At 67.4% G+C, this 19,257-nt stretch carries 17 protein-coding genes; 16 read left to right on the forward strand and 1 reads right to left on the reverse strand.

What is annotated here, in order from left to right; genetic code table 11:
* Nucleotides 1-30: 30 nt before the first annotated feature.
* From EV678_RS16035 to EV678_RS04965, 12 genes are all read left to right on the forward strand, one after another.
* Nucleotides 31-207, forward strand: a complete 177-nt coding sequence (locus EV678_RS16035; protein WP_165397451.1) for a hypothetical protein — start codon at nt 31-33, stop codon at nt 205-207.
* 69 nt (nt 208-276) lie between these two features.
* Nucleotides 277-1,311: a quinone-dependent dihydroorotate dehydrogenase gene (locus tag EV678_RS04915; RefSeq protein WP_130458715.1), complete on the forward strand. Its 1,035-nt coding sequence runs from the start codon at nt 277-279 to the stop codon at nt 1,309-1,311.
* Nucleotides 1,312-1,412: 101 nt separating this feature from the next.
* Nucleotides 1,413-1,997, forward strand: a complete 585-nt coding sequence (gene rsxA / locus EV678_RS04920) for an electron transport complex subunit RsxA (protein ID WP_130459282.1) — start codon at nt 1,413-1,415, stop codon at nt 1,995-1,997.
* On the forward strand, nt 1,997-2,539 hold the full coding sequence (rsxB, locus tag EV678_RS04925) for an electron transport complex subunit RsxB (RefSeq protein ID WP_014237996.1): 543 nt from the start codon (nt 1,997-1,999) through the stop codon (nt 2,537-2,539). The genes rsxA and rsxB overlap by 1 nt, the downstream gene beginning before the upstream one ends.
* Nucleotides 2,540-2,542: 3 nt before the next feature.
* The gene (rsxC, locus tag EV678_RS04930; protein ID WP_130458716.1) at nt 2,543-4,324 is read left to right on the forward strand and encodes an electron transport complex subunit RsxC; all 1,782 of its coding nucleotides are present in this window, start codon (nt 2,543-2,545) and stop codon (nt 4,322-4,324) included.
* A gap of 10 nt (nt 4,325-4,334) precedes the next feature.
* Complete coding sequence (locus EV678_RS04935; protein ID WP_130458717.1) at nt 4,335-5,324, forward strand: RnfABCDGE type electron transport complex subunit D; 990 nt, start codon at nt 4,335-4,337, stop codon at nt 5,322-5,324.
* 1 nt (nt 5,325) lies between these two features.
* Nucleotides 5,326-6,003, forward strand: a complete 678-nt coding sequence (gene rsxG / locus EV678_RS04940; protein WP_014237999.1) for an electron transport complex subunit RsxG — start codon at nt 5,326-5,328, stop codon at nt 6,001-6,003.
* A gap of 12 nt (nt 6,004-6,015) precedes the next feature.
* On the forward strand, nt 6,016-6,705 hold the full coding sequence (locus EV678_RS04945; protein WP_130458718.1) for an electron transport complex subunit E: 690 nt from the start codon (nt 6,016-6,018) through the stop codon (nt 6,703-6,705).
* A gap of 233 nt (nt 6,706-6,938) precedes the next feature.
* A complete protein-coding gene (gene nth / locus EV678_RS04950) occupies nt 6,939-7,589 on the forward strand; it encodes an endonuclease III (RefSeq protein WP_130458719.1) in 651 nt (216 codons plus the stop codon).
* Nucleotides 7,590-7,608: 19 nt separating this feature from the next.
* Nucleotides 7,609-8,688 carry an FIST C-terminal domain-containing protein gene (locus EV678_RS04955; protein WP_130458720.1) on the forward strand — a complete coding sequence of 360 codons (1,080 nt, stop codon included), beginning with the start codon at nt 7,609-7,611 and terminating at the stop codon, nt 8,686-8,688.
* Between the two features lie 3 nt (nt 8,689-8,691).
* The gene (locus tag EV678_RS04960) at nt 8,692-9,123 is read left to right on the forward strand and encodes a DUF1841 family protein (protein WP_130458721.1); all 432 of its coding nucleotides are present in this window, start codon (nt 8,692-8,694) and stop codon (nt 9,121-9,123) included.
* A 158-nt stretch (nt 9,124-9,281) separates the two neighbouring features.
* Nucleotides 9,282-10,931: a methyl-accepting chemotaxis protein gene (locus tag EV678_RS04965; protein ID WP_130458722.1), complete on the forward strand. Its 1,650-nt coding sequence runs from the start codon at nt 9,282-9,284 to the stop codon at nt 10,929-10,931.
* 75 nt (nt 10,932-11,006) lie between these two features.
* Here EV678_RS04965 and EV678_RS04970 read toward each other — a convergent pair whose 3' ends face one another.
* Entirely contained in the window at nt 11,007-13,103 is a 2,097-nt protein-coding gene (locus tag EV678_RS04970) for a methyl-accepting chemotaxis protein (protein WP_165397452.1), read from the reverse strand.
* Nucleotides 13,104-13,328: 225 nt separating this feature from the next.
* On the opposite strand from EV678_RS04970, the gene EV678_RS04975 reads away from it, so the two are divergent.
* From EV678_RS04975 to EV678_RS04990, 4 genes are all read left to right on the forward strand, one after another.
* Nucleotides 13,329-14,177 (forward strand): AAA family ATPase, encoded by an 849-nt coding sequence (locus EV678_RS04975; protein ID WP_130458724.1) that lies wholly within the window; start codon nt 13,329-13,331, stop codon nt 14,175-14,177.
* Between the two features lie 2 nt (nt 14,178-14,179).
* Complete coding sequence (locus tag EV678_RS04980) at nt 14,180-16,603, forward strand: diguanylate cyclase (protein WP_130458725.1); 2,424 nt, start codon at nt 14,180-14,182, stop codon at nt 16,601-16,603.
* 3 nt (nt 16,604-16,606) lie between these two features.
* Entirely contained in the window at nt 16,607-17,788 is a 1,182-nt protein-coding gene (locus EV678_RS04985) for a vWA domain-containing protein (protein WP_130458726.1), read from the forward strand.
* Nucleotides 17,789-17,882: 94 nt separating this feature from the next.
* Complete coding sequence (locus tag EV678_RS04990) at nt 17,883-19,250, forward strand: esterase-like activity of phytase family protein (protein ID WP_130458727.1); 1,368 nt, start codon at nt 17,883-17,885, stop codon at nt 19,248-19,250.
* Nucleotides 19,251-19,257: the final 7 nt, after the last annotated feature.

Raw genomic sequence — 19,257 nt, forward strand, 5'->3', positions numbered from 1 at the left:
CGGGTTCGATGGCACCGCTATCCAGACGGCATGGCTGCCCTCTCCGCCCTCTCCGCCCTCTCCGCCCTCTCCGCCCTCTCCGCCCTCTCCGCCCTGGAGGCCATGCCAAGTCAGCGGGGCGGCGCCACCCACACCATGCCGGGCAAATGGCGCTTCACGATACGCAATTCAATCTCGCAGATAGGAATGCTTCTCGGGGTGTGGTAAAACTGCGCCCTTACCTTTAGTCATATGCCGCAAGACCGGTCCATGGTGCATTGCGGTAAAATCGCGCCCATGCTCTATTCACTCGCCCGCAAAATCTTCTTCTCCCTGGATGCGGAGAAGGCCCACGGCATCGGCCTCAACGGCCTGGCCGCCCTCCACGCTGCCGGTCTGTCCTGCCTCATGGGCAAGAAGGCTCCGGAATGCCCGGTGGAGGTCATGGGCCTCCGCTTCCCCAACCCGGTGGGCCTGGCCGCCGGCCTGGACAAGAACGGCGAATGCATCGACGGCATGGCCGCCATGGGTTTCGGCTTCCTCGAAGTGGGCACCGTCACGCCCCGGCCCCAGCCGGGCAACCCCAAGCCCCGCCTGTTCCGTATCGAGGAGAAGCAGGCCATCATCAACCGCATGGGCTTCAACAACGAAGGGGTGGACCACCTGCTGCAGAACGTGGCCCTGGCCCAGTTCCCCAAGTGCGGCGGCATCCTCGGCATCAACATCGGCAAGAACTTCGACACCCCCATCGAGAAGGCCGCCGACGACTACCTGATCTGCCTGGAGAAGGTGTATGCCGCCGCCAGCTACGTCACGGTCAATATCTCCAGCCCCAACACCAAGAACCTGCGCGACCTGCAGCGGGACGACGCCCTGGACGACCTGCTGCGCCAGCTGAAGGCGGCCCAGGCCCGCCTGGCGGAAAAGCACGGCAAGCACACCCCCCTGGCCCTGAAGATCGCTCCGGACCTGGACGACGCCCAGATCCAGGCCATCGCCGACCTGCTGCGCCAGCACCGCATGGACGGGGTCATCGCCACCAACACCACCCTTTCCCGCAACGGCGTCGAAGGCTGCCGCTACGGCAACGAGGCCGGCGGCCTCTCCGGCGCCCCGGTACGAGAGCTGTCCACCCAGGTGATCCGCAAGCTGGCCACCGCCCTCCAGGGCGAAGTGCCCATCATCGGCGTCGGCGGCATCCTCTCCGGTGCCGATGCGGCGGAAAAGATCGAGGCCGGCGCCAAGCTGGTGCAGATCTATTCCGGCTTCATCTACCGGGGGCCGGACCTGGTCCGGGAGGCAGCGGAAACCCTCTGCCGGATGGGCCGCTGAGCCCTCCGGGGCGGCCCGGCGGGCAATGCCCCCAGGGCCGCCAAGGTTGCCCCTTACGTTGTTCGGCGGGATAATGCACCGCCCCTGAAAATCCGACCATGATCAGCCACTATCTCTTCATCGTCATCGGCGCCGTGTTGGTGAACAACGTGGTGCTGGTGAAAATCCTCGGCCTCTGCCCCTTCATGGGCGTTTCCAAGAAACTGGAAACCGCCTTCGGCATGGGGGCCGCCACCACTTTCGTGCTGACCGTGGCCACCGGGGCCAGCTACATCATCGACCATTACCTCCTGATGCCTTTCGGTCTGGAGTACCTGCGCACCCTCTCCTTCATCGTCACCATCGCCGCCATCGTGCAGCTGACCGAAATGGTGATCCAGAAGACCAGCCCGGTGCTGCATCAGGTGCTGGGCATCTACCTGCCCCTGATCACCACCAACTGCGCCGTGCTCGGCGTGCCCCTGCTCAACGTGGCCAACCACTACGATTTCGTCGAGTCCCTGCTCTTTGGCATGGGCTCCGCCGTCGGCTTCTCCCTGGTGCTGGTGCTCTTCGCCGGCATCCGGGAGCGCATCGAGGGGGCCGACGTGCCGGTTCACTTCCGCGGCGTCGCCATCGCCATGGTCACCGCCGGCCTCATGAGCCTGGCCTTCATGGGCTTCTCCGGCCTGGACAAGTACCAATAATGCTCATCGCCATCGCCATCATGGCCCTGGGGGCCGTCGTCCTGGGCGCTGCCCTGGGCTTTGCCTCGGTCAAGTTCAAGGTAGACGGCGATCCCCTGGTGGACAAGATCGAAGCCATCCTGCCCCAGACCCAGTGCGGCCAGTGCGGCTACCCGGGATGCAAGCCCTACGCCGAAGCCATCGCCAAAGGCGAGGCCGACATCAACCTGTGCCCCCCCGGCGGTGCCGAGGGGGTGGGCAAGCTGGCCGACCTGCTGGGCCGGGAAGCCAAGCCCCTGGACGGGGTGGAGAAGCCGCCCCAGGTGGCCCTCATCGACGAGAACACCTGCATCGGCTGCACCCTGTGCATCCAGGCCTGCCCGGTGGATGCCATCGTCGGCGCCGCCAAGCAGATGCACACCATCGTCGAATCCCTGTGCACCGGCTGCGAGCTGTGCCTGCCGCCCTGCCCGGTGGAATGCATCACCATGGAGCCGATCCAGGAAACGGTGGATACGTGGAAGTGGAAATACCCGGTCGTTGAATTGAAGAGGGTCGCCTAAGCCATGGGCCTGATGCAGCTGTTCAAGTTCAAGGGAGGCGTCAAGCCGGCCACCAACAAGGCCCAGTCCGTCACCCTGCCTATCGCCAAGGCGCCCCTGCCCTCCGTGGTGGCCGTGCCCCTGCACCAGAGCATCGGCGGCACACCCCGGCCCCTGGTGCAGGTGGGCGACAAGGTGCTGAAGGGCCAGATGATCGGCGAGGCCGACGGCTGGATCTCCGCCGCCGTGCACGCCCCCACCTCCGGCACCGTGCGGGAAGTGGGCATGTACGCCGCCGCCCACCCCTCCGGCCTGCTCACCGACTGCGTCGTCATCGAGCCGGACGGCGAGGACCGCTGGATCGAACGGCAGAGCGTCGACTACAAAACCCTGACCCCGGAACAGGTGCGCGAACTGCTGCGTGACATGGGCGTGGTGGGTCTGGGCGGGGCCGTGTTCCCCTCCCACGCCAAAACCCAGGCTTCCCGCAGCGTGCCCATGGAAGAGCTGGTGATCAACGGCGCCGAATGCGAGCCCTACATCACCTGCGACGACCTGCTGATGCGGGAACGGGCGGCCGAGGTGGTCAAGGGCATCGCCATCTTCCGCGACCTGCTGCAGCCGAAGAAGGTCCTCATCGGCATCGAGGACAACAAGCCGGAAGCCGCCGCCGCCATGGCCCAGGCCGTGCAGGCCGCGGGCGAGGACTTCCAGGTCGTCAGCGTGCCCACCCTGTACCCGGCCGGCGGCGCCAAGCAGCTGATCCGCGTCCTCACCGGCAAGGAAGTGCCCGCCAACAAGCGCTCCACCGACATGGGCGTGCAGTGCTTCAACGTGGCCACCGCCTACACCGCCTGGCGCGCCCTGGGCCACGGCGAACCGGTCATCTCCCGCCTGGTGACCCTCACCGGCAACGTGGCCGAGCCGCGCAACTACGAGGTGCTGATCGGCACCCCCATGGACGAACTGCTGGCCATCGCCGGCCCCAAGGCGGACACCGACGGCATCATCATGGGCGGCCCCATGATGGGCTTCCTGGTACCCGAGGCCAAGGCGCCGGTGGTCAAGGCCACCAACTGCCTGATCGCCCATTCGCCGGCCCTGTTCCCGCCCAAGGCGCCGGAGATGCCCTGCATCCGCTGCGGCTCCTGCGCCCAGGTCTGCCCCCACGAACTGCAGCCCTTCGAGATGTACTGGTTCGCCCGGGCCAAGAATTTCGGCAAGACCCAGGAATACAACATCTTCGACTGCATCGAGTGCGGCTGCTGCTCCTTCGTCTGCCCTTCCCGCATTCCCCTGGTGCAGTACTTCCGTTTCGCCAAGAGCGAGATCTGGGCCCGGGAACGGGACAAGAAGGCGGCCGACGGCGCCAAGACCCGTTTCGAATTCAAGCAGCTCCGGGACGAGCGGGAAAAGCAGGAAAAGGCCGAGAAGCTGGCCAAGGCCGCCGCTGCCCAGGCCGCCAAGAAGGCCGCCGAAGCCGCCGCTGCCGCTGCTGCCGAAGGCGGCGCCCCGGCCGAAGCCGCTGCGGCGCCGGCCGCCCAGAGTCCGGAAGAGGCCGCCGCTGCCGCCAAGAAGGCCGCCATCGCCGCCGCCATGGAACGGGCCAAGGCCCAGCGCGCCCAGGCCCAGCCCCAGAATACGGACGACCTGGCCCCCGCCCAGCAGCAGGAAGTGGCCGACATCGAGGCCCGCCGCGCCCGCCTGCGGGACATCGCCAAGACCGAACTGGCCCACCCCGAAGCCCATCCCGCCGAGGCCGCCCCGGCCGCTCCGGCGGACGACGGCCAAACCCCCAAGAACTGACGCCCCGGTAATGGAATTCTCCACCTCCCCCTACCTGCTCAAGGACACCTCGGTGCGCCGGGTCATGACCCAGGTGCTGCTGGCCCTGGTGCCGGGCATCGTCGCCTACGCCCTGCTCATCGGCCCGGGCATCCTGGCCCAGATCGCCATCGCCACCCTCACCGCCCTGGCCGCCGAGGCCGCCATGCTGCGCCTGCGGGACAAGCCCCTGGCCCTCTTCCTCGGCGACGGCTCGGCCGTGGTCACGGCCTGGCTGGTGGCCATCACCTTCCCGCCGGTGGCGCCCTGGTGGCTCACCGTGGTCGGCGTGCTGTTCGCCATCGTCGTCGCCAAGCACCTCTACGGCGGCCTCGGGCAGAACCCCTTCAACCCGGCCATGATCGCCTTCGCCGTGTGCATCGTCTCCTTCCCGGCCCTCATGTCCCAGTGGCCCGGCCCCGGCTCCCACCTGGCGCCGGCCCAGCAGCTGGACTGGATCTTCGGCCTGGCCCCGCGCCTGGACGGCATGACCAGCGCCACCCCGCTGGATGCGTTGAAGACCGCCCTGCGCGCCGACGAGGGCCACAGCGGGCCCCTGCCCTTCCTGGCCGGCAACGCCCAGGCGGTGATCGCCCTCTGCTATCTGGCCGGCGGCCTCTTCCTGGTCTGGCGCAAGATCATCACCTGGCACATCCCCACCGCCTTCCTCGGCGCCATGGGCCTCCTCGCCGGCCTGCTGTGGCTGTGGCAGCCCGCCGGCTTTGCCAATCCCGTCTTCCACCTGCTGGGGGGCGGCGCCATGCTGGGGGCCTTCTTCATCGCCACCGACCCGGTGTCCGGCGCCACCACGCCCCGGGGCAAGCTCATCTTCGCCGCCGGCGTCGGCCTGCTGGCCTACATCATCCGCGTCTTCGGCGGCTATCCGGACGGCATCGCCTTCGCCGTGCTGATCATGAACATCTGCGTGCCCCTGATCGACATGTACACCCAGCCGAAGGTCTTCGGCATGAAGGACCAATGACATGGTGACGGTAAAGGAACCCACGGCCGGCACCATGGCGGCGCGCACCGCCGTCATCCTGTTCGTCTTCGTCATCGTCTTCACCGGCCTCCTGGCGGGCGCCTACCAGTGGACCCTGCCGGCCATCCAGGCCTCGGCCACGGAAGAGAAGATGAAGCTGGTGAACGAAGTGCTGCCCACCGCCAGCTACGACAACGACCTGCTGCACGACACCCTGGCCCTGGCCCCCACCCCGGAACTGGGGCTGGAAGAGCCTTCCACCGTCTTCCGCGCCCGCATGGGCGGCGCCCCGGCGGCCCTGGTGCTGGAAGCCGTGGCGCCGGACGGCTATGCCGGCAAGATCCGCCTGATCCTGGCGGTGCAGGCCGACGGCCGGGTGGCCGGCGTGCGCGTCACCCAGCACAAGGAAACCCCGGGCCTGGGCGACTACGTGGAACCGAAGAAGGACAGGAACAAGGAACGGCCCTGGATCACCCAGTTCAACGGCCTCTCCCTCGCCACCCTGGCGGAGAAGGAGTGGAAGGTGAAGAAGGACGGCGGCCATTTCGATTCCAACGCCGGCGCCACCGTGACGCCCCGGGCCGTGGTCAAGGCGGTGAAGAAGGCCGTCGCCTATGTGGACGCCCACCGGGACGAACTGTTCGCCGCGGCCGACAAGAACGCAGCGGACCGGAAATAAGCGAGGCCGACCATGATCACCCGCGAGGAATTCAAGCAGATCGCCGGCAACGGCATCTGGAAGCAGAACACCAGCCTGGTGCAGATCCTGGGCCTGTGCCCCCTGCTGGCCGTGACCACCAACCTGGTGAACGGCGTCATGCTGTCCCTGGCCACCATCATCGTCATGGCCCTCTCCGGCGTGGCCATCGCCAGCCTGCGCAATTTCATCCCCCACGAAATCCGCATCCCGGTCTTCATCCTCGTCGTCGCCGCCCTGGTGACGGTGGTGGACCTGCTCTTCAACGCCAACCTGCACGAGCTGTATCTGGTGCTGGGCATTTTCATTCCCCTCATCGTCACCAACTGCATCGTGCTGGCCCGGGTGGAAGCCTACGCCGCCAAGAACCCGCCCCTGCAGGCCACCGCCGACGGCGTCTTCATGGGCGTCGGCATGCTGTGGACCCTGGGCCTCCTCGGCGGCCTGCGGGAGCTGATCGGCGCCGGCACCCTGTTCTCCGGCATCGACATGGTCTTCCCCGGCCTGCAGCCCCTGCAGCTGCTGCCCAAGGACTACCCGGGCCTGCTGCTGGCCATCCTGCCCCCCGGCGCCTTCATCCTGCTGGGCTGCCTGATCGCCTGGAAAAACTGGATCGAAGCCCGGGCCGCCGCCCGCCAGCAGAAGACTCCGCCGGCGCCGGTGGCCGAAGCCGGCTGCCATTGAAAACCCCTTGCCACAGAGGGCACAGAGGACACCGAGAAAGACGTAGACGCTTGGCCCGGGAGGCAATAGGGACGCCACTCTCCACCCAGGTGCGGCTGAAAATGGCGTCCTGCTTGCTTTTCCGGTCAGATAAAAATTGAATCCAGCCACCGGCCTCAATCACGAGGCTAGTCACTCTCTGTGATCTCTGTGTTCTCTGTGGCTAAAACAAACCTCCAGCCAAGCCCAAGACCATGAATGCCGCCAAGCGGGCCCAGATTTTCGCCCGGCTCCAAGCCGCCAACCCGGCGCCCCGCACCGAGCTGGAATACGAGACCCCGTTCCAGCTGCTGATCGCCGTGCTGCTCTCGGCCCAGGCCACCGACGTGGGCGTGAACAAGGCCACGCGCAAGCTCTTCCCCGCCGCCCCGACGCCGGCCGCCATGCTGGCCCTGGGGGAGGAAGGGCTGATGGACTACATCAAGACCATCGGCCTCTTCCGCACCAAGGCCAAGAACGCCATCGCCACCTGCCGCATCCTGCTGGAGCAGCACGGCGGCCAGCTGCCGCGGGACAGGGAGGCCCTGGAGGCCCTGCCCGGCGTCGGTCGCAAGACCGCCAACGTGGTCCTCAACACCGCCTTCGGCGAACCCACCATCGCCGTGGACACCCATATCTTCCGCATCGCCAACCGTACCCGCCTGGCCCCGGGCAAGACGGTGCTGGCGGTGGAGGAAAAGCTGCTCAAGACCACGCCGCCGGAGTACCGGCTGGACGCCCACCACTGGCTGATCCTGCACGGCCGCTACGTGTGCAAGGCGCGCAAGCCCGAATGCGAACGCTGCGTCATCGCCGATCTGTGCGAATATCCGGGCAAGACCTGTTCCGAACCCGCCCACCTGTAGCCCCTCCCGAGGCACTGCCATGACTGTCGCCACCGCCCTGGTTTCCGGCAACGATCCCCTGCCCCGCCTGGCGGAGGACGCGGTGCGCCAGGCCCTGGACAAACTCCTTGCCGCCGGCGCCAGCCACGCCAACAGCGTGCTGCTCTACCTGACCCAGGACTTCTCCCGCCAGGTGCAACCGGCCCTGCTCGCCGCCAGCCGTGCCGCCGCCTGCACCCAGGTGGCCGGCAGCGTGGCCGCCGGCCTGTTCACCGAGGAAGGCTGGGTGCTGGACCGGCCCGCCGCTGCGGCCATGGTTTTCGCCGGCCCCCTGTCCCTGGTGCCGGGCCGTCCCGGCGCCGCGCCCCTGCTCTCCCTCGCCTCCGCCTCCAGCCTGCCGCCGGAATGGGCGACCCCGGGCAGCCAGCGCTTCGGCGCCCTGCACCTGGACGCCCTGGCCAGCGAACCGGGGCCCGTGTGGCAACAGGGCCGCCCCTGCGCCGACCACCGCCTGTCCCTGTCCATCGCCGGCAGCCAGGCCAGCGTGGCCCTCTCCTGCGGCCTGCGCCTGCTCACCGAACCGGCGCCGGTGGTAGAGGTACGGGGACACGACGTGCATACCCTGGGCCAGCAGACGGCCCTGGATTCCCTGCTGCGGGCCCTGCCCCTGGAACAGCGGGAGCGGCGCCTGCTGCACCACGTCACCGCCGTGGTGGCCGAACCGGGTCACGCCCTGGAACGCCCGGAAGACACCTACTGCCGCCTGCTGCCGGTGATCGACACCAGTCCGGAAGGCATCGTCACACTGGCCGACCGGCTGGCACCGGGCCAATCCCTGGCCTGGGCGGTGCGCCAGCCCCTGGCGGCGGAACAGGAAATGCGCGACACCCTGGTGGCCCTGGGCGATGAGCTGCCCCGGCCCAGCCTGGGCCTGATGTTCTCCTGCATCGGCCGCGGCCCCTATTTCTACGGCGGCGAGGACCGGGACCTGCTGGTCTTCACCGAACGCTTCCCCGGCGTGCCCCTGCTTGGCCTCTACGGCAGCGGCCAGATCGCCCCCAGCAACGGCGGACGGCTGCTGCACAACAGCGTCGTCACCGCCCTCTTTTCCGAGATTTAAGCCATGTTCAATCCCAGCCGCGACCAGGTGCGCCGCTTCTTCTGCGACGCCTGGCAAAAGGACCGGCAAGGCCTGCCCCTGGTGGGCGCCGAAACCATCGCCGTGGACCTGATCCGCCTGCATCCCGAATACCATGCCCTGCTGGCCGACGTGGAACGGGCCCTGAGCCAGGAATGGACGCCGGAGGAAGGGCAGATGAATCCCTTCCTGCACCTCTCCTTGCATCTGGCGGTGGAGGAGCAGATTTCCATCGACCATCCCCGGGGCATCCGGGAAGCCTTCCACGCCCTGGCGCGGCGCCTGGACGATCCCCACGCCGCCAAGCACCAGCTGCTCGAATGCCTGGGCGAAGCCGTCTGGCATGCCCAGCAGGCGGGCAACCAGCTGGACCCGGAAGCCTATCTGGAAGCCGTCAAGCGCGCCGGCCGCGGCTGAATCTGACACCTGGCTGACAGAAGCCACCCCCACCCCCTGGAATTCCGCGCCTGTCGCGGACTTTGGCGGGCACTTGTCATTCCCCTACGGACAGGTGCAGTATTTAGCCACATTAGCCAAAAGTAATAGATAAAAAACCTACACCCTGGGGGAAATCCATGTTTGCGAAACTCTCGCTCAAGACCAAGCTCGTCTTGCTGCTGGTCATGTCCGTCATCGGCATGGTCCTGCTCACCGGCCTCAGTGCCTGGGGGGTGAAACGGGACCTGACTGACGGCCGCAAGGCGGTGGTCAAGGCCGCCGTCGAATCGGCCTACAGCATCGCCGCCAACTACCAGGCTCTCGAAGCCGCCGGCAAGATGAGCCGGGAAGAGGCCCAGAAGGCGGCCCGGGAAGCCATGCGCCACGGCCGCTACGGCGGCGCCGACGGCAAGTCCGAATACTTCTACGTCTATAGGAGCGACGGCGTCACCGTCATGCACACCACCAAGCCGGAATGGGAAGGCATCAGCAAGGTGGAAGAGGTGAAGGACGTGCTCGGCCGCTATACCCTGAAAAACATCCTGGCCGCCTCCAAGGCCGCGCCCGAGGGCGCCTTCGTCGAAACCCTGTTCCCGCGCCCGGGCCAGCCGGCGGACAAGGCGGTGGAGAAGCTACAGTACCTGAAGCTGTTCGCCCCCTGGGAATGGGTCATCGGCAGCGGCATCTACATGGACGATGTGGCCACGGAAGTGCGGGAGCGGGCCCTTTCCGATACCTTCATCGCCGCCATCATCCTCATCGCCGTGGCGGTGGCCACCTTCCTGGTGGGCGGCAGCATCCGCCAGCAGGTGGGGGGCGAACCCGCCGACGTCATCAAACTGATGAGCCAGGCCGCCGCCGGCAACCTGGCGGTGGAGGTGGGCAATGCACCCAAGGGCTCCATGCTCGCCTCCTTCGGCCAGATGGTGAGCGAACTGCGCCAGGTGATCCGGGAAATCGGCAACAGCGCCACCGCCCTCTCCAACAACGCCGAGCGCATCAACACCGCCTCCCAGGAAGTTTCCACCGCCTCCCAGCACCAGGCCGACGCCACCTCCTCCATGGCCGCCGCCATCGAGGAACTGACGGTGAGCATCAACCACATTTCCGACAGTTCCCGGGATACGGAGGCCGACTCCCACAATTCCGCCAGTCTGGCGGCCGACGGCGAAACCCGGGTCACCACCGCCTCCAGCGCCATCAAGAACCTGGCCGGCTCGGTCACCGGCGCCTCGGAAAAGATCCGCCACCTGGAAGGCCGCATCAAGGAAATCTCCGGCATCGCCGGCGTCATCAAGGAAATCGCCGCCCAGACCAACCTGCTGGCCCTCAATGCCGCCATCGAGGCGGCCCGGGCCGGGGAACAGGGCCGGGGCTTTGCCGTGGTGGCCGACGAGGTGCGCAAGCTGGCCGAACGCACCGCCTCCGCCACGGTGGAAATCGAGGACATGATCGTCAGCATCCAGACCGAAACCGACGAGACGGTGCAGGTCATGGATGCGGCCCTGCCCCAAGTGGAAGAAGGCGTTACCCTGGCCGAATCCGCCGCCGACGCCCTGCGGCAGATCCGCGAGGGTTCGGAAACCACCCTGCACCGCATCCAGGAAGTGGCCGAAGCCACCCGGGAACAGAGCACCGCCAGCACCAGCATCGCCCAGCGGGTGGAGCAGATCGCCCAGATGGTGGAAGAGACCTCCGCCGCCATGCGCAACACCGCCGAGACCGCCGAGGCCCTGGACAACATCGCCCGGGAACTGAACACCATGGTGGGCCGCTTCACCACCTGATGCCGGCCCGGCACCAATGACAAGGGGCGCCCGCGGGCGCCCCTTTTGTTTTTGCCGCTGCCGGCGCCGGCCGGATCAGCGGTACAGGCGGAAGCTGGCCAGGATGGCGCGCAGCCCCTCGGCCGTGGACACCAGGGCCTCGGTGGCCCGCTGGGCCTCCTGGGCGGTGGCGGTGTTCTGCTCGATGAGCACGGAAATGTGTTCCATGCTGCCGTTCACCTCCTGGCTGGCGATGCTCTGCTGCTGGGAGGCTTCGGAAATCTGCCTGGCCATGGCGCTGACCTGCTGGGAAGCGGCGGTAATGCCCTCCAGCCCGGCCACGCTCTCGCGCATCATGCCGATGCCCTCCTCCACCTCCCGCACCGCCTGCTCCATGCGGCTCACCGCCTCATGGGTGGCACCCTGGATGGCGCCGATGTTGCCGGTGATGTCGGCGGTGCTGGTGGTGGTGCGCTCGGCCAGCTTGCGCACCTCGTCGGCCACCACGGCAAAGCCCCGGCCCGCCTCGCCGGCCCGGGCTGCCTCGATGGCGGCGTTGAGGGCCAGCAGGTTGGTCTGGTCGGCGATCTCCTTGATCACCTGGGTGATCTGGCCGATCTGGTCGATGGCCGTGTTCAGCTCGTGCAGGGTGGCCGAAGAGCCGGTCACCGCTTCCACCACCCGGTTGGTGACGGCCATGCTGCGGCCAATCTGGGTGTTGCTTTCCTCCACCAGCCGTTCCGAGTTCTGGGCCGCGCTGGCAGTCTCCCCGGCGTGGCCGGCCACTTCCTGCACCGACTGGGAGAATTCCTCCGTGGCGGCGGCAACGCTCTGCACGTCGTCCAGCTGCTGCTGGGACTTGGCCGCCACCAGGGCCACCTCGGATTCCAGCTGGCTACAGCGCTGGTCCATCTGGCGGGAGGCTTCCTGGATCTGGTCCAGCATGGCCTTCAGGGTGGCCTGCATGGTGGCCAGCTGGCACAGCAGCTGGCCGGCCTCGTCGCGCCGGCTGATGTCGATGTCGCTGGTGAGGTCGCCCTCGGCGATGAGCTTGAAGGTGTCGATGGCCTGGCGCATGGGATTGACGATGGCCCGCACCAGCAGCCAGCCACCCACCACCGCCAGGGCCAGGGCCGCCAGGGTGGCCAGGGCCATGGCCCACAGGATGTTCTCGTAACGTGCCTGGGCCCGCTCGAAATCGGCCCGGGCCGAGGCCTTCAGCTCATCCACCAGGGCCTTGCCGGCCTGCTGCACCTGGCCGTAGATGGGGTTGATCTTGGTCAGCAGCAGCACCGAGGCCTGATGGAAATCCCCGGCCTTGAGGGACTCCCGGGCCGCATTGACGCCTTCGGCGGAGAATTTCTTGCGCGCCTCCCCCAGCTGCTCCACCAGCTGCCGTTCCTTCTCCGACAGGGGCAGCTTCTGCAGGGCTTCGAGCTGGGCGTTGATCTGCTGCCGGTTGGCCAGAGTCTTTTCCAGATGCACTTCCAGGCCGTGATCGTGCAGCTTCACCAGTTCGCTCTTGGGGTCGTGCTGCAGGGCCAGCATGATCTGGGAGCGGTTTTCCCCCAGCAGGGCCAGCACCTCGTTCACCACCGTGGTCGGCTCCAGCTTGCGCTGGTACTGCTCCTGCAGGCTGGCATTGCCTTCCTGCAGGCCGGAGAGGCCGATGCCGGTCACCACCGCGGTGATGGCGACGAAGGCGGCCATCATGGCCCCAAGGCGCCCCTTCACCGAGAGGCGGGACCAGAAGCCGGCAGCGGACTGGGGCAGGGAGGCGTTCTTGTTCTCCCGCAGGCGCTGGTAGAGGGCCTCGGCCGCCTGCGCCTTGTCCCGGGCCGGCGGCGTGCGCACCGACATGTAGCCTTCGGTATGGCCGTTTTTCACCACCGGCACGACGAAGGCCTCGACCCAGTAGAAGCCGCCGTCCTTGCTGCGATTCTTCACCAGGCCGCGCCAGGGATTGCCCGACTTCACCGTGCGCCAAAGGTCGGCAAAGGCCTGGGGCGGCATGTCCGGATGGCGCACCAGGTTGTGGCTGGCGCCGATCAACTCGTCACGGGAAAAACCGCTGATCTCGACGAAGGCGTCGTTGGCATAGGTGATGACGCCTTTGAGATCGGTTTTGGAGACCAGATACTGATTCGGGGGAAAGGGAATCTCTTGATTTGTAACCGGAAGATTGATTTTCATCGTTGCTGCCGCGAAAAAGGGGCTATGCCAGGAGACTAAGGAAAGACGCCATTCTTGGAATGGCATAACTTTTGTAATAGCAATTTTCATCATAGCAAAATGGCCGCCGTGGCAAGCGGCACAAATCAACGAATGGTCATTTATTGCTGTCGTTACAATGAGAGATAAAAATCCAGGCGCAGCCACGTTAATCAACGTACGCGCTCAACCTCAGCGGAGCTCCCCATGACCCCACGTTTCGACGGTTCCGAGCGTTACGTCGCCCCCCGGGAACTGACCCTGGCGGTGAACGCCGCCGTGACCCTGCAACGCCCCCTCCTGATCAAAGGCGAACCGGGCACCGGCAAGACCCTGCTGGCGGAGGAAGTGGCCCGGGCCCTGGGCCTGCCCCTGTTCCAGTGGCACATCAAATCCACCACCAAGGCCCAGCAGGGCCTCTACGAATACGATGCGGTGTCCCGCCTGCGCGACGGCCAGCTGGGGGACCCCAAGGTTTCCGACATCGCCAACTACATCGTCAAGGGCGTGCTGTGGCAGGCCTTCGAGAGCGAAACCCCGGCGGTGGTGCTGATCGACGAGATCGACAAGGCCGACATCGAATTCCCCAACGACCTGCTGCGGGAGCTGGACCGCATGGAGTTCCACGTCTATGAGACGCGGCAGACCGTGCGGGCCCGGCACCGGCCCCTCATCTTCATCACTTCCAACAACGAAAAGGAACTGCCCGACGCCTTCCTGCGCCGCTGCTTCTTCCACTACATCCGCTTCCCCGACCGGGAGACCATGGAGAAAATCGTTGCCGTGCACTACCCGGAACTGAAGCGGGAACTGCTGCAGGAGGCCCTGGAAGTGTTCTTCGGCCTGCGCGAGATGGCCGGGCTGAAGAAGAAGCCCTCCACCTCGGAACTGCTGGACTGGCTCAAGCTGCTGCTGGCCGAGGACATTCCGGCCGAGGCCCTGCGCAGCAAGGATGCCCGCACCAGCATTCCGCCCCTGCACGGCGCCCTGCTGAAGAACGAGCAGGACGTGCATCTCTTCGAAAAGCTCGTCTTCCTCGCCCGACAGGGACGCTGACCATGCCCCCCGGAGCCGCCCACCGCCGCCTGCTGCGCCATCTGCTGGCGGCCCTGTGCCTGCTGCTGGCGGCAGGTGCGGCCGGCGCCCTGGAAACGGTCACCCTGCAGCTCAAATGGCAGCACCAGTTCCAGTTCGCCGGCTATTACATGGCCCAGGCCAGGGGCTATTACCGGGAGGCGGGCCTGGAGGTGCGCATCGTCGAAGGCCGGGCCGACACCGACCCGGTGGCCGAGGTGCTGGCCGGCCGGGCCCAGTACGGCATCGGCGCCTCCGAACTGCTGCTGGAACGCAGCCGGGGCAAGCCGGTGGTGGCCCTGGCCGCCGTCTTCCAGCACTCGCCCCTGGTGCTGCTGGCCCGGGCCGGCGGCCCCATCCGCCGCCCGGCCGACCTGGAAGGGCGGCGCCTCATGCTGCTGCCGACGGAGGCCGAGCTGTTCGCCTTCCTGCGCCGGGAACAGGTCAAGGAGGAACGCCTGCAGCGCGTCCCCCACTCCTTCTCCGCCGCCGACCTCATGGCGGGCAAGGTGGATGCCGTTTCCGGCTATCTCACGGACGAGACCTACGAACTGGAAAAGGCCGGCTTCCCCTACCTTTCCTTCTCGCCCCGGGCCGCCAACATCGACTTCTACGGCGACACCCTGTTCACCGCCGAAGCCCATGCCGTCGCCCATTCGCAGCAGGTGGAGGCCTTCCGCCGCGCCAGCCTGCAGGGCTGGGCCGCCGCTCTGGAAGACCCGGCTGCCGCCGCCCGGGAGATTCTGCAGCACTACTCCACCCGCCACAGCCTGGAACACCTCCTCTTCGAGGCGGAACGCATGCGTCCCCTGATCGAACCGGACCTGGTGGAACTGGGCCACATGAGCCCGGCCCGCTGGCGCCACATCGGTGACACCTATGCGGAACTGGGCATGATGCCCCGGGGCTTTCCGGTGGAAACCCTGCTGTTCCACCCCGCCAGCCCCCAGCCCCTGCCGCCGTGGGCCTGGGGCACCCTGCTCCTGGCCGCCCTGGCCCTGCTCGCCGCCCTCTACATCCACCGCCTCTACGGCCGCCTGCAGGGACAGATGCGCCAGCGGGACAGCAGCGAACGCAACCTGCGGGCGAGCCGGGAACACCTGGCCCGCATCTTCGAGACGGCGCCCCTGGCGGCCATCGTCTACGACCAGGAAGCGAGGGTCCTGGAATGGAACCACCGGGCCGAGGAAATTTTCGGCTGGCGCCGGGAGGAAATGCTGGGCCGCAGCTTCTTCGAGCACATGGTGCCCGAAGAGGCCCGGCAGCAGGTGCAGGGCATCGTGGACAGCATTTTCAGCGGGCCGGAAATCCAGTATTCCCTCAACCGCAACCTGACCCGGGACGGCCGCGCCATCCTCTGCGAATGGAGCAACGCCATCCTCCGCGACGAGGCCGGCGGGCCGCCCAGCGTCATCGCCCTGGCCGCCGACGTCACCGAGCGGGAGCGGGTCCGCGCCGCCCTGCAGGACAGCGAGCAGCGCTACCGCACCCTGCTGGAAACCGCCCCTTTCCCGGTGGTCATCACCCGGCTCCGGGACAGCCTGGTGACCTACATCAACCAGCGGGCCGCCACCTGCTTCCAGGTGCCCCAGGAGGACGCCGTGGGGCGCCATGCCCCGGACTACTGGGTGGATATGGGCCAGCGCCAGCGGCTGATCGAGGAACTGCGGCAGAAGCAGGTGGTGACCGACATGGAGGTGCGCCTGCGGGATGCAGCCGGCCAGCCCTTCTGGGCTCTCCTCTCGGCCCGCATCCTGCTGGAGGAACAGGAACCCCTGGCCTTCGTCTCCTTCAACAACATCAACGAACGCAAGGCGGCGGAAGAGGCCCTGCAGGCCCTCAACGGCGAGCTCGCCTACCGCCTCCAGGAAATCAACCTGCTGCAGGCACGGCTGCAGGAGCAGGCCACCCGGGACGCCCTCACCGGCCTCTACAACCGCCGCTACCTGGACGAGACCCTGGAGCGGGAAGTGGCCCGGGCCCAGCGGGAAGGCTATCCCCTGGCCGTGGCCCTGCTCGACATCGACCACTTCAAGCAGCTCAACGACACCTACGGCCATCGGGCCGGCGACGAGATGCTGCGCCAGCTCGGCCACTTCCTCCAGGCCCGGGCCCGCAGCGGCGACGTACCCTGCCGCTACGGCGGCGAGGAGTTCCTGCTGGTGCTGCCCGGGGTGGACCTGGAGACGGCCCGCCAGCGTGCCGAGGAATGGCGTGCCGGCTTCGCCGGGCTGACGGTGAACTTCGGCAGCCTGGCCCTGCAGGCCACCCTCTCCGTCGGCGTCGCCTGCTACCCGGGCCACGGCAAGAGCGCCGACGCCCTGGTGGATGCGGCCGATGCCGCCCTCTACCGGGCCAAGGCCGGCGGCCGCAACCGGGTCGAAGTGGCCGGCGCGGCGGAGGAATAGGCCATGCTCGCCGGATTTCTCCTGCACCTGCGGGACGCCCGCCTGCCCGTCTCCACCACCGAATTTCTCACCCTCCTGGGGGCCCTGCAGGCCCGGGTGGTGGGCCCCAGCCTGGACGACTTCTACATCCTGGCCCGGGCCTGCCTGATCAAGGACGAAAGCCTCTACGACCGCTTCGACCAGGCCTTCGCCACCTACTTCCGGGAAGTGGAAACCCTGCCCGGCTTCGACGCCAACGCCGTGCCCGAGGAATGGCTGCAACTGGCCGCCCGGCGCCATCTCAGCGCGGCGGACCGGCAGAAGCTGGAGGCCCTGGGCTGGGAGCGGCTGATGCAGCAGTTCCGGGAACGGCTGGCGGAGCAGAAGGAGCGCCATGCCGGCGGCAGCAAGTGGATCGGCACCGGCGGCAGTTCCCCCTTCGGCCATGGCGGCTACCATCCGGAAGGCATCCGCATCGGCGGCGAGAGCGGCGGCAACCGCACCGCGGTGAAGGTGTGGGAGAAGCGGGAATTCCGCAACCTGGACGACTCAGTGGAACTGGGCACCCGCAACATCAAGGTGGCCCTGAAGCGTCTGCGCCGCTTCGCCCGCAGCGGCGCCGCCGAGGAGCTGGACCTGGAAGGCACCATCGCCGGCACCGCCCGCAACGCCGGCACCCTGGACCTGCAGCTGCGCCCGGAGCGGCACAACGCGGTCAAGGTGCTGCTCTTCCTCGACGTGGGCGGCTCCATGGACGACCACATCCAGGTCTGCGAGGAACTGTTCTCCGCCTGCCGCAGCGAGTTCAAGCACCTGGAGCACTTCTACTTCCACAACTGCGTCTATGAAAACCTGTGGCAGGACAACCGACGCCGCTTCGACCAGCGCATCGCCACCAGCGACGTGCTGCACAAGTACGGCAGCGACTACAAGCTGATCTTCGTCGGCGACGCCACCATGAGCCCCTACGAAATCCTCTACCCCCAGGGCAGCGTCGAGCACTCCAACCCGGAGCCGGGGGCCGCCTGGATCCGCCGCCTCACCGAGGCCTTTCCCCACACCGTCTGGCTCAACCCGGAACCCCAGCGGCGCTGGGAGCACACCCAGTCCATCCAGCTGCTGCAGGACCTGCTGGGCCGGCGCATGTATCCCCTGACCCTGGCCGGCCTGGGCGAGGCCATGAAGCAGCTCTCCCGCAGCGGCTGAGAGCACCGCCCCGGCCGGGACGCCGGCTTCTGTCACCATCCTGCAACAGGCGTCTCCTAGGCTTGGCTGCTTCATCCCCACCCATGGAAGAAGCATGAGCCCCAAGACGCCCCTCGCCCTGGCCTTTGCCGCCGCCCTGGCCCAGGTTCCCGCCCTGGCCGACCAGGCTTTCCCCGCCACCCTGGCGGGCCATGCCGTGCTGCCGGCCCGCACCTTCATCGCCCCGCCCAAGGATGCCCCGGCCAGCCTGGCCGTCTCCGGCAAATACACCGGGCCCGAATCCCGGCGCGTGGACACGCCCGCATCCCTGCCCGGCACCTCCTATCTCTCGGACAAGAACGCGCCCCGTCCCACCGGCGTCTCCCTGCCCTTCAAGGGCCAGCCGGTGCAGGGCTTCTCCGGCATCAAGCACGCCGGCCAGGGCCGCTACTGGGTGCTGCAGGACAACGGCTACGGCGCCCGCAACAACAGCGCCGACGCCCTCCTGATGTTCCACCTACTGCAGCCGGACTGGGACCAGGGCGGCGTCAAACTGGTGAAGAGCGCCGCCCTGCACGACCCGGACCAGAAGGTGCCCTTCCTCATCGTCAACGAAGGCACCCGTCAACGCTACCTGACCGGGGCCGACTTCGACATCGAATCCATCCAGCCCCTGGGCGATGCGGTGTGGTTCGGCGACGAGCTGGGCCCCTACCTGCTCAAGACCGACCGCCAGGGCAAGGTGCTGGCCGTGTTCGAGACCAAGGTGGACGGCAAGGTGCTCAAGTCCCCGGACCATTTCAGCGTCACCACCCCGGCCACCAGCGGCAGCTTCACCACCGTGGCCCGCCGCTCCCGGGGCTACGAGGGCATGGCCGCCTCCAGGGACGGCCAGTTCCTCTACCCCCTGCTGGAAGGACCCCTGTGGAATGCCGAAGAGAAAAAATGGGAACAGCAGGACGGCCGGGAATACCTGCGCATCCTGGAGTTCAGCGTGGCCCGGGGCGAATGGACGGGCCGCTCCTGGAAGTACCGCCTGGAGCAGAACGGCAACAACATCGGCGACTTCAACATGATCGACGCCGACACCGGCCTCATCATCGAGCGGGACAACGGCGAGGGCTTGCCGGAGCACGCCTGCAACGGCCCGGCCCGTCCGGACTGCCAGAACGTGCCGGCCAGATTCAAGCGCATCTACAAGATCAGCCTGAAGGACGCCGACGGCGACGGCTTCGTGCGCAAGATCGGCCACATCGACCTGCTGGACATCGACGATCCGAAGCACCTGGCCCGGCGCGGCGGCAAGGACGGCAAATTCACCTTCCCCTTCGTCACCATCGAGGATGTGGACGTAGTGGACGGGGAGCACATCGTCGTTGCCAACGACAACAACCTGCCCTATTCCGCCGCCCGCCAGCCCAACCTGCAGGACGACAACGAGTTCATCCTGCTGCGGGTGCCCGAACTGCTGCAGGCCCGCTAAGGAGAGA

Origin of the sequence: Azospira oryzae, from assembly GCF_004217225.1 — a bacterium.
Classification (GTDB): Bacteria; Pseudomonadota; Gammaproteobacteria; order Burkholderiales; family Rhodocyclaceae; genus Azospira; species Azospira oryzae.

Excerpts from the sequence above, each read along its gene's own strand:
- EV678_RS04945 (WP_130458718.1), top strand. The coding sequence starts at position 6,016 with ATGATCACCCGCGAGGAATTCAAGCAGATCGCCGGCAACGGCATCTGG.
- rsxB (WP_014237996.1), top strand. The coding sequence starts at position 1,997 with ATGCTCATCGCCATCGCCATCATGGCCCTGGGGGCCGTCGTCCTGGGC.
- EV678_RS04935 (WP_130458717.1), top strand. The coding sequence starts at position 4,335 with ATGGAATTCTCCACCTCCCCCTACCTGCTCAAGGACACCTCGGTGCGC.
- EV678_RS04960 (WP_130458721.1), top strand. The coding sequence starts at position 8,692 with ATGTTCAATCCCAGCCGCGACCAGGTGCGCCGCTTCTTCTGCGACGCC.
- EV678_RS04965 (WP_130458722.1), top strand. The coding sequence starts at position 9,282 with ATGTTTGCGAAACTCTCGCTCAAGACCAAGCTCGTCTTGCTGCTGGTC.
- EV678_RS16035 (WP_165397451.1), top strand. The coding sequence starts at position 31 with ATGGCTGCCCTCTCCGCCCTCTCCGCCCTCTCCGCCCTCTCCGCCCTC.
- rsxG (WP_014237999.1), top strand. The coding sequence starts at position 5,326 with ATGGTGACGGTAAAGGAACCCACGGCCGGCACCATGGCGGCGCGCACC.
- EV678_RS04975 (WP_130458724.1), top strand. The coding sequence starts at position 13,329 with ATGACCCCACGTTTCGACGGTTCCGAGCGTTACGTCGCCCCCCGGGAA.
- EV678_RS04990 (WP_130458727.1), top strand. The coding sequence starts at position 17,883 with ATGAGCCCCAAGACGCCCCTCGCCCTGGCCTTTGCCGCCGCCCTGGCC.
- EV678_RS04970 (WP_165397452.1), bottom strand. The coding sequence starts at position 13,103 with ATGAAAATCAATCTTCCGGTTACAAATCAAGAGATTCCCTTTCCCCCG.
- EV678_RS04915 (WP_130458715.1), top strand. The coding sequence starts at position 277 with ATGCTCTATTCACTCGCCCGCAAAATCTTCTTCTCCCTGGATGCGGAG.
- EV678_RS04985 (WP_130458726.1), top strand. The coding sequence starts at position 16,607 with ATGCTCGCCGGATTTCTCCTGCACCTGCGGGACGCCCGCCTGCCCGTC.
- EV678_RS04955 (WP_130458720.1), top strand. The coding sequence starts at position 7,609 with ATGACTGTCGCCACCGCCCTGGTTTCCGGCAACGATCCCCTGCCCCGC.
- nth (WP_130458719.1), top strand. The coding sequence starts at position 6,939 with ATGAATGCCGCCAAGCGGGCCCAGATTTTCGCCCGGCTCCAAGCCGCC.
- rsxC (WP_130458716.1), top strand. The coding sequence starts at position 2,543 with ATGGGCCTGATGCAGCTGTTCAAGTTCAAGGGAGGCGTCAAGCCGGCC.
- EV678_RS04980 (WP_130458725.1), top strand. The coding sequence starts at position 14,180 with ATGCCCCCCGGAGCCGCCCACCGCCGCCTGCTGCGCCATCTGCTGGCG.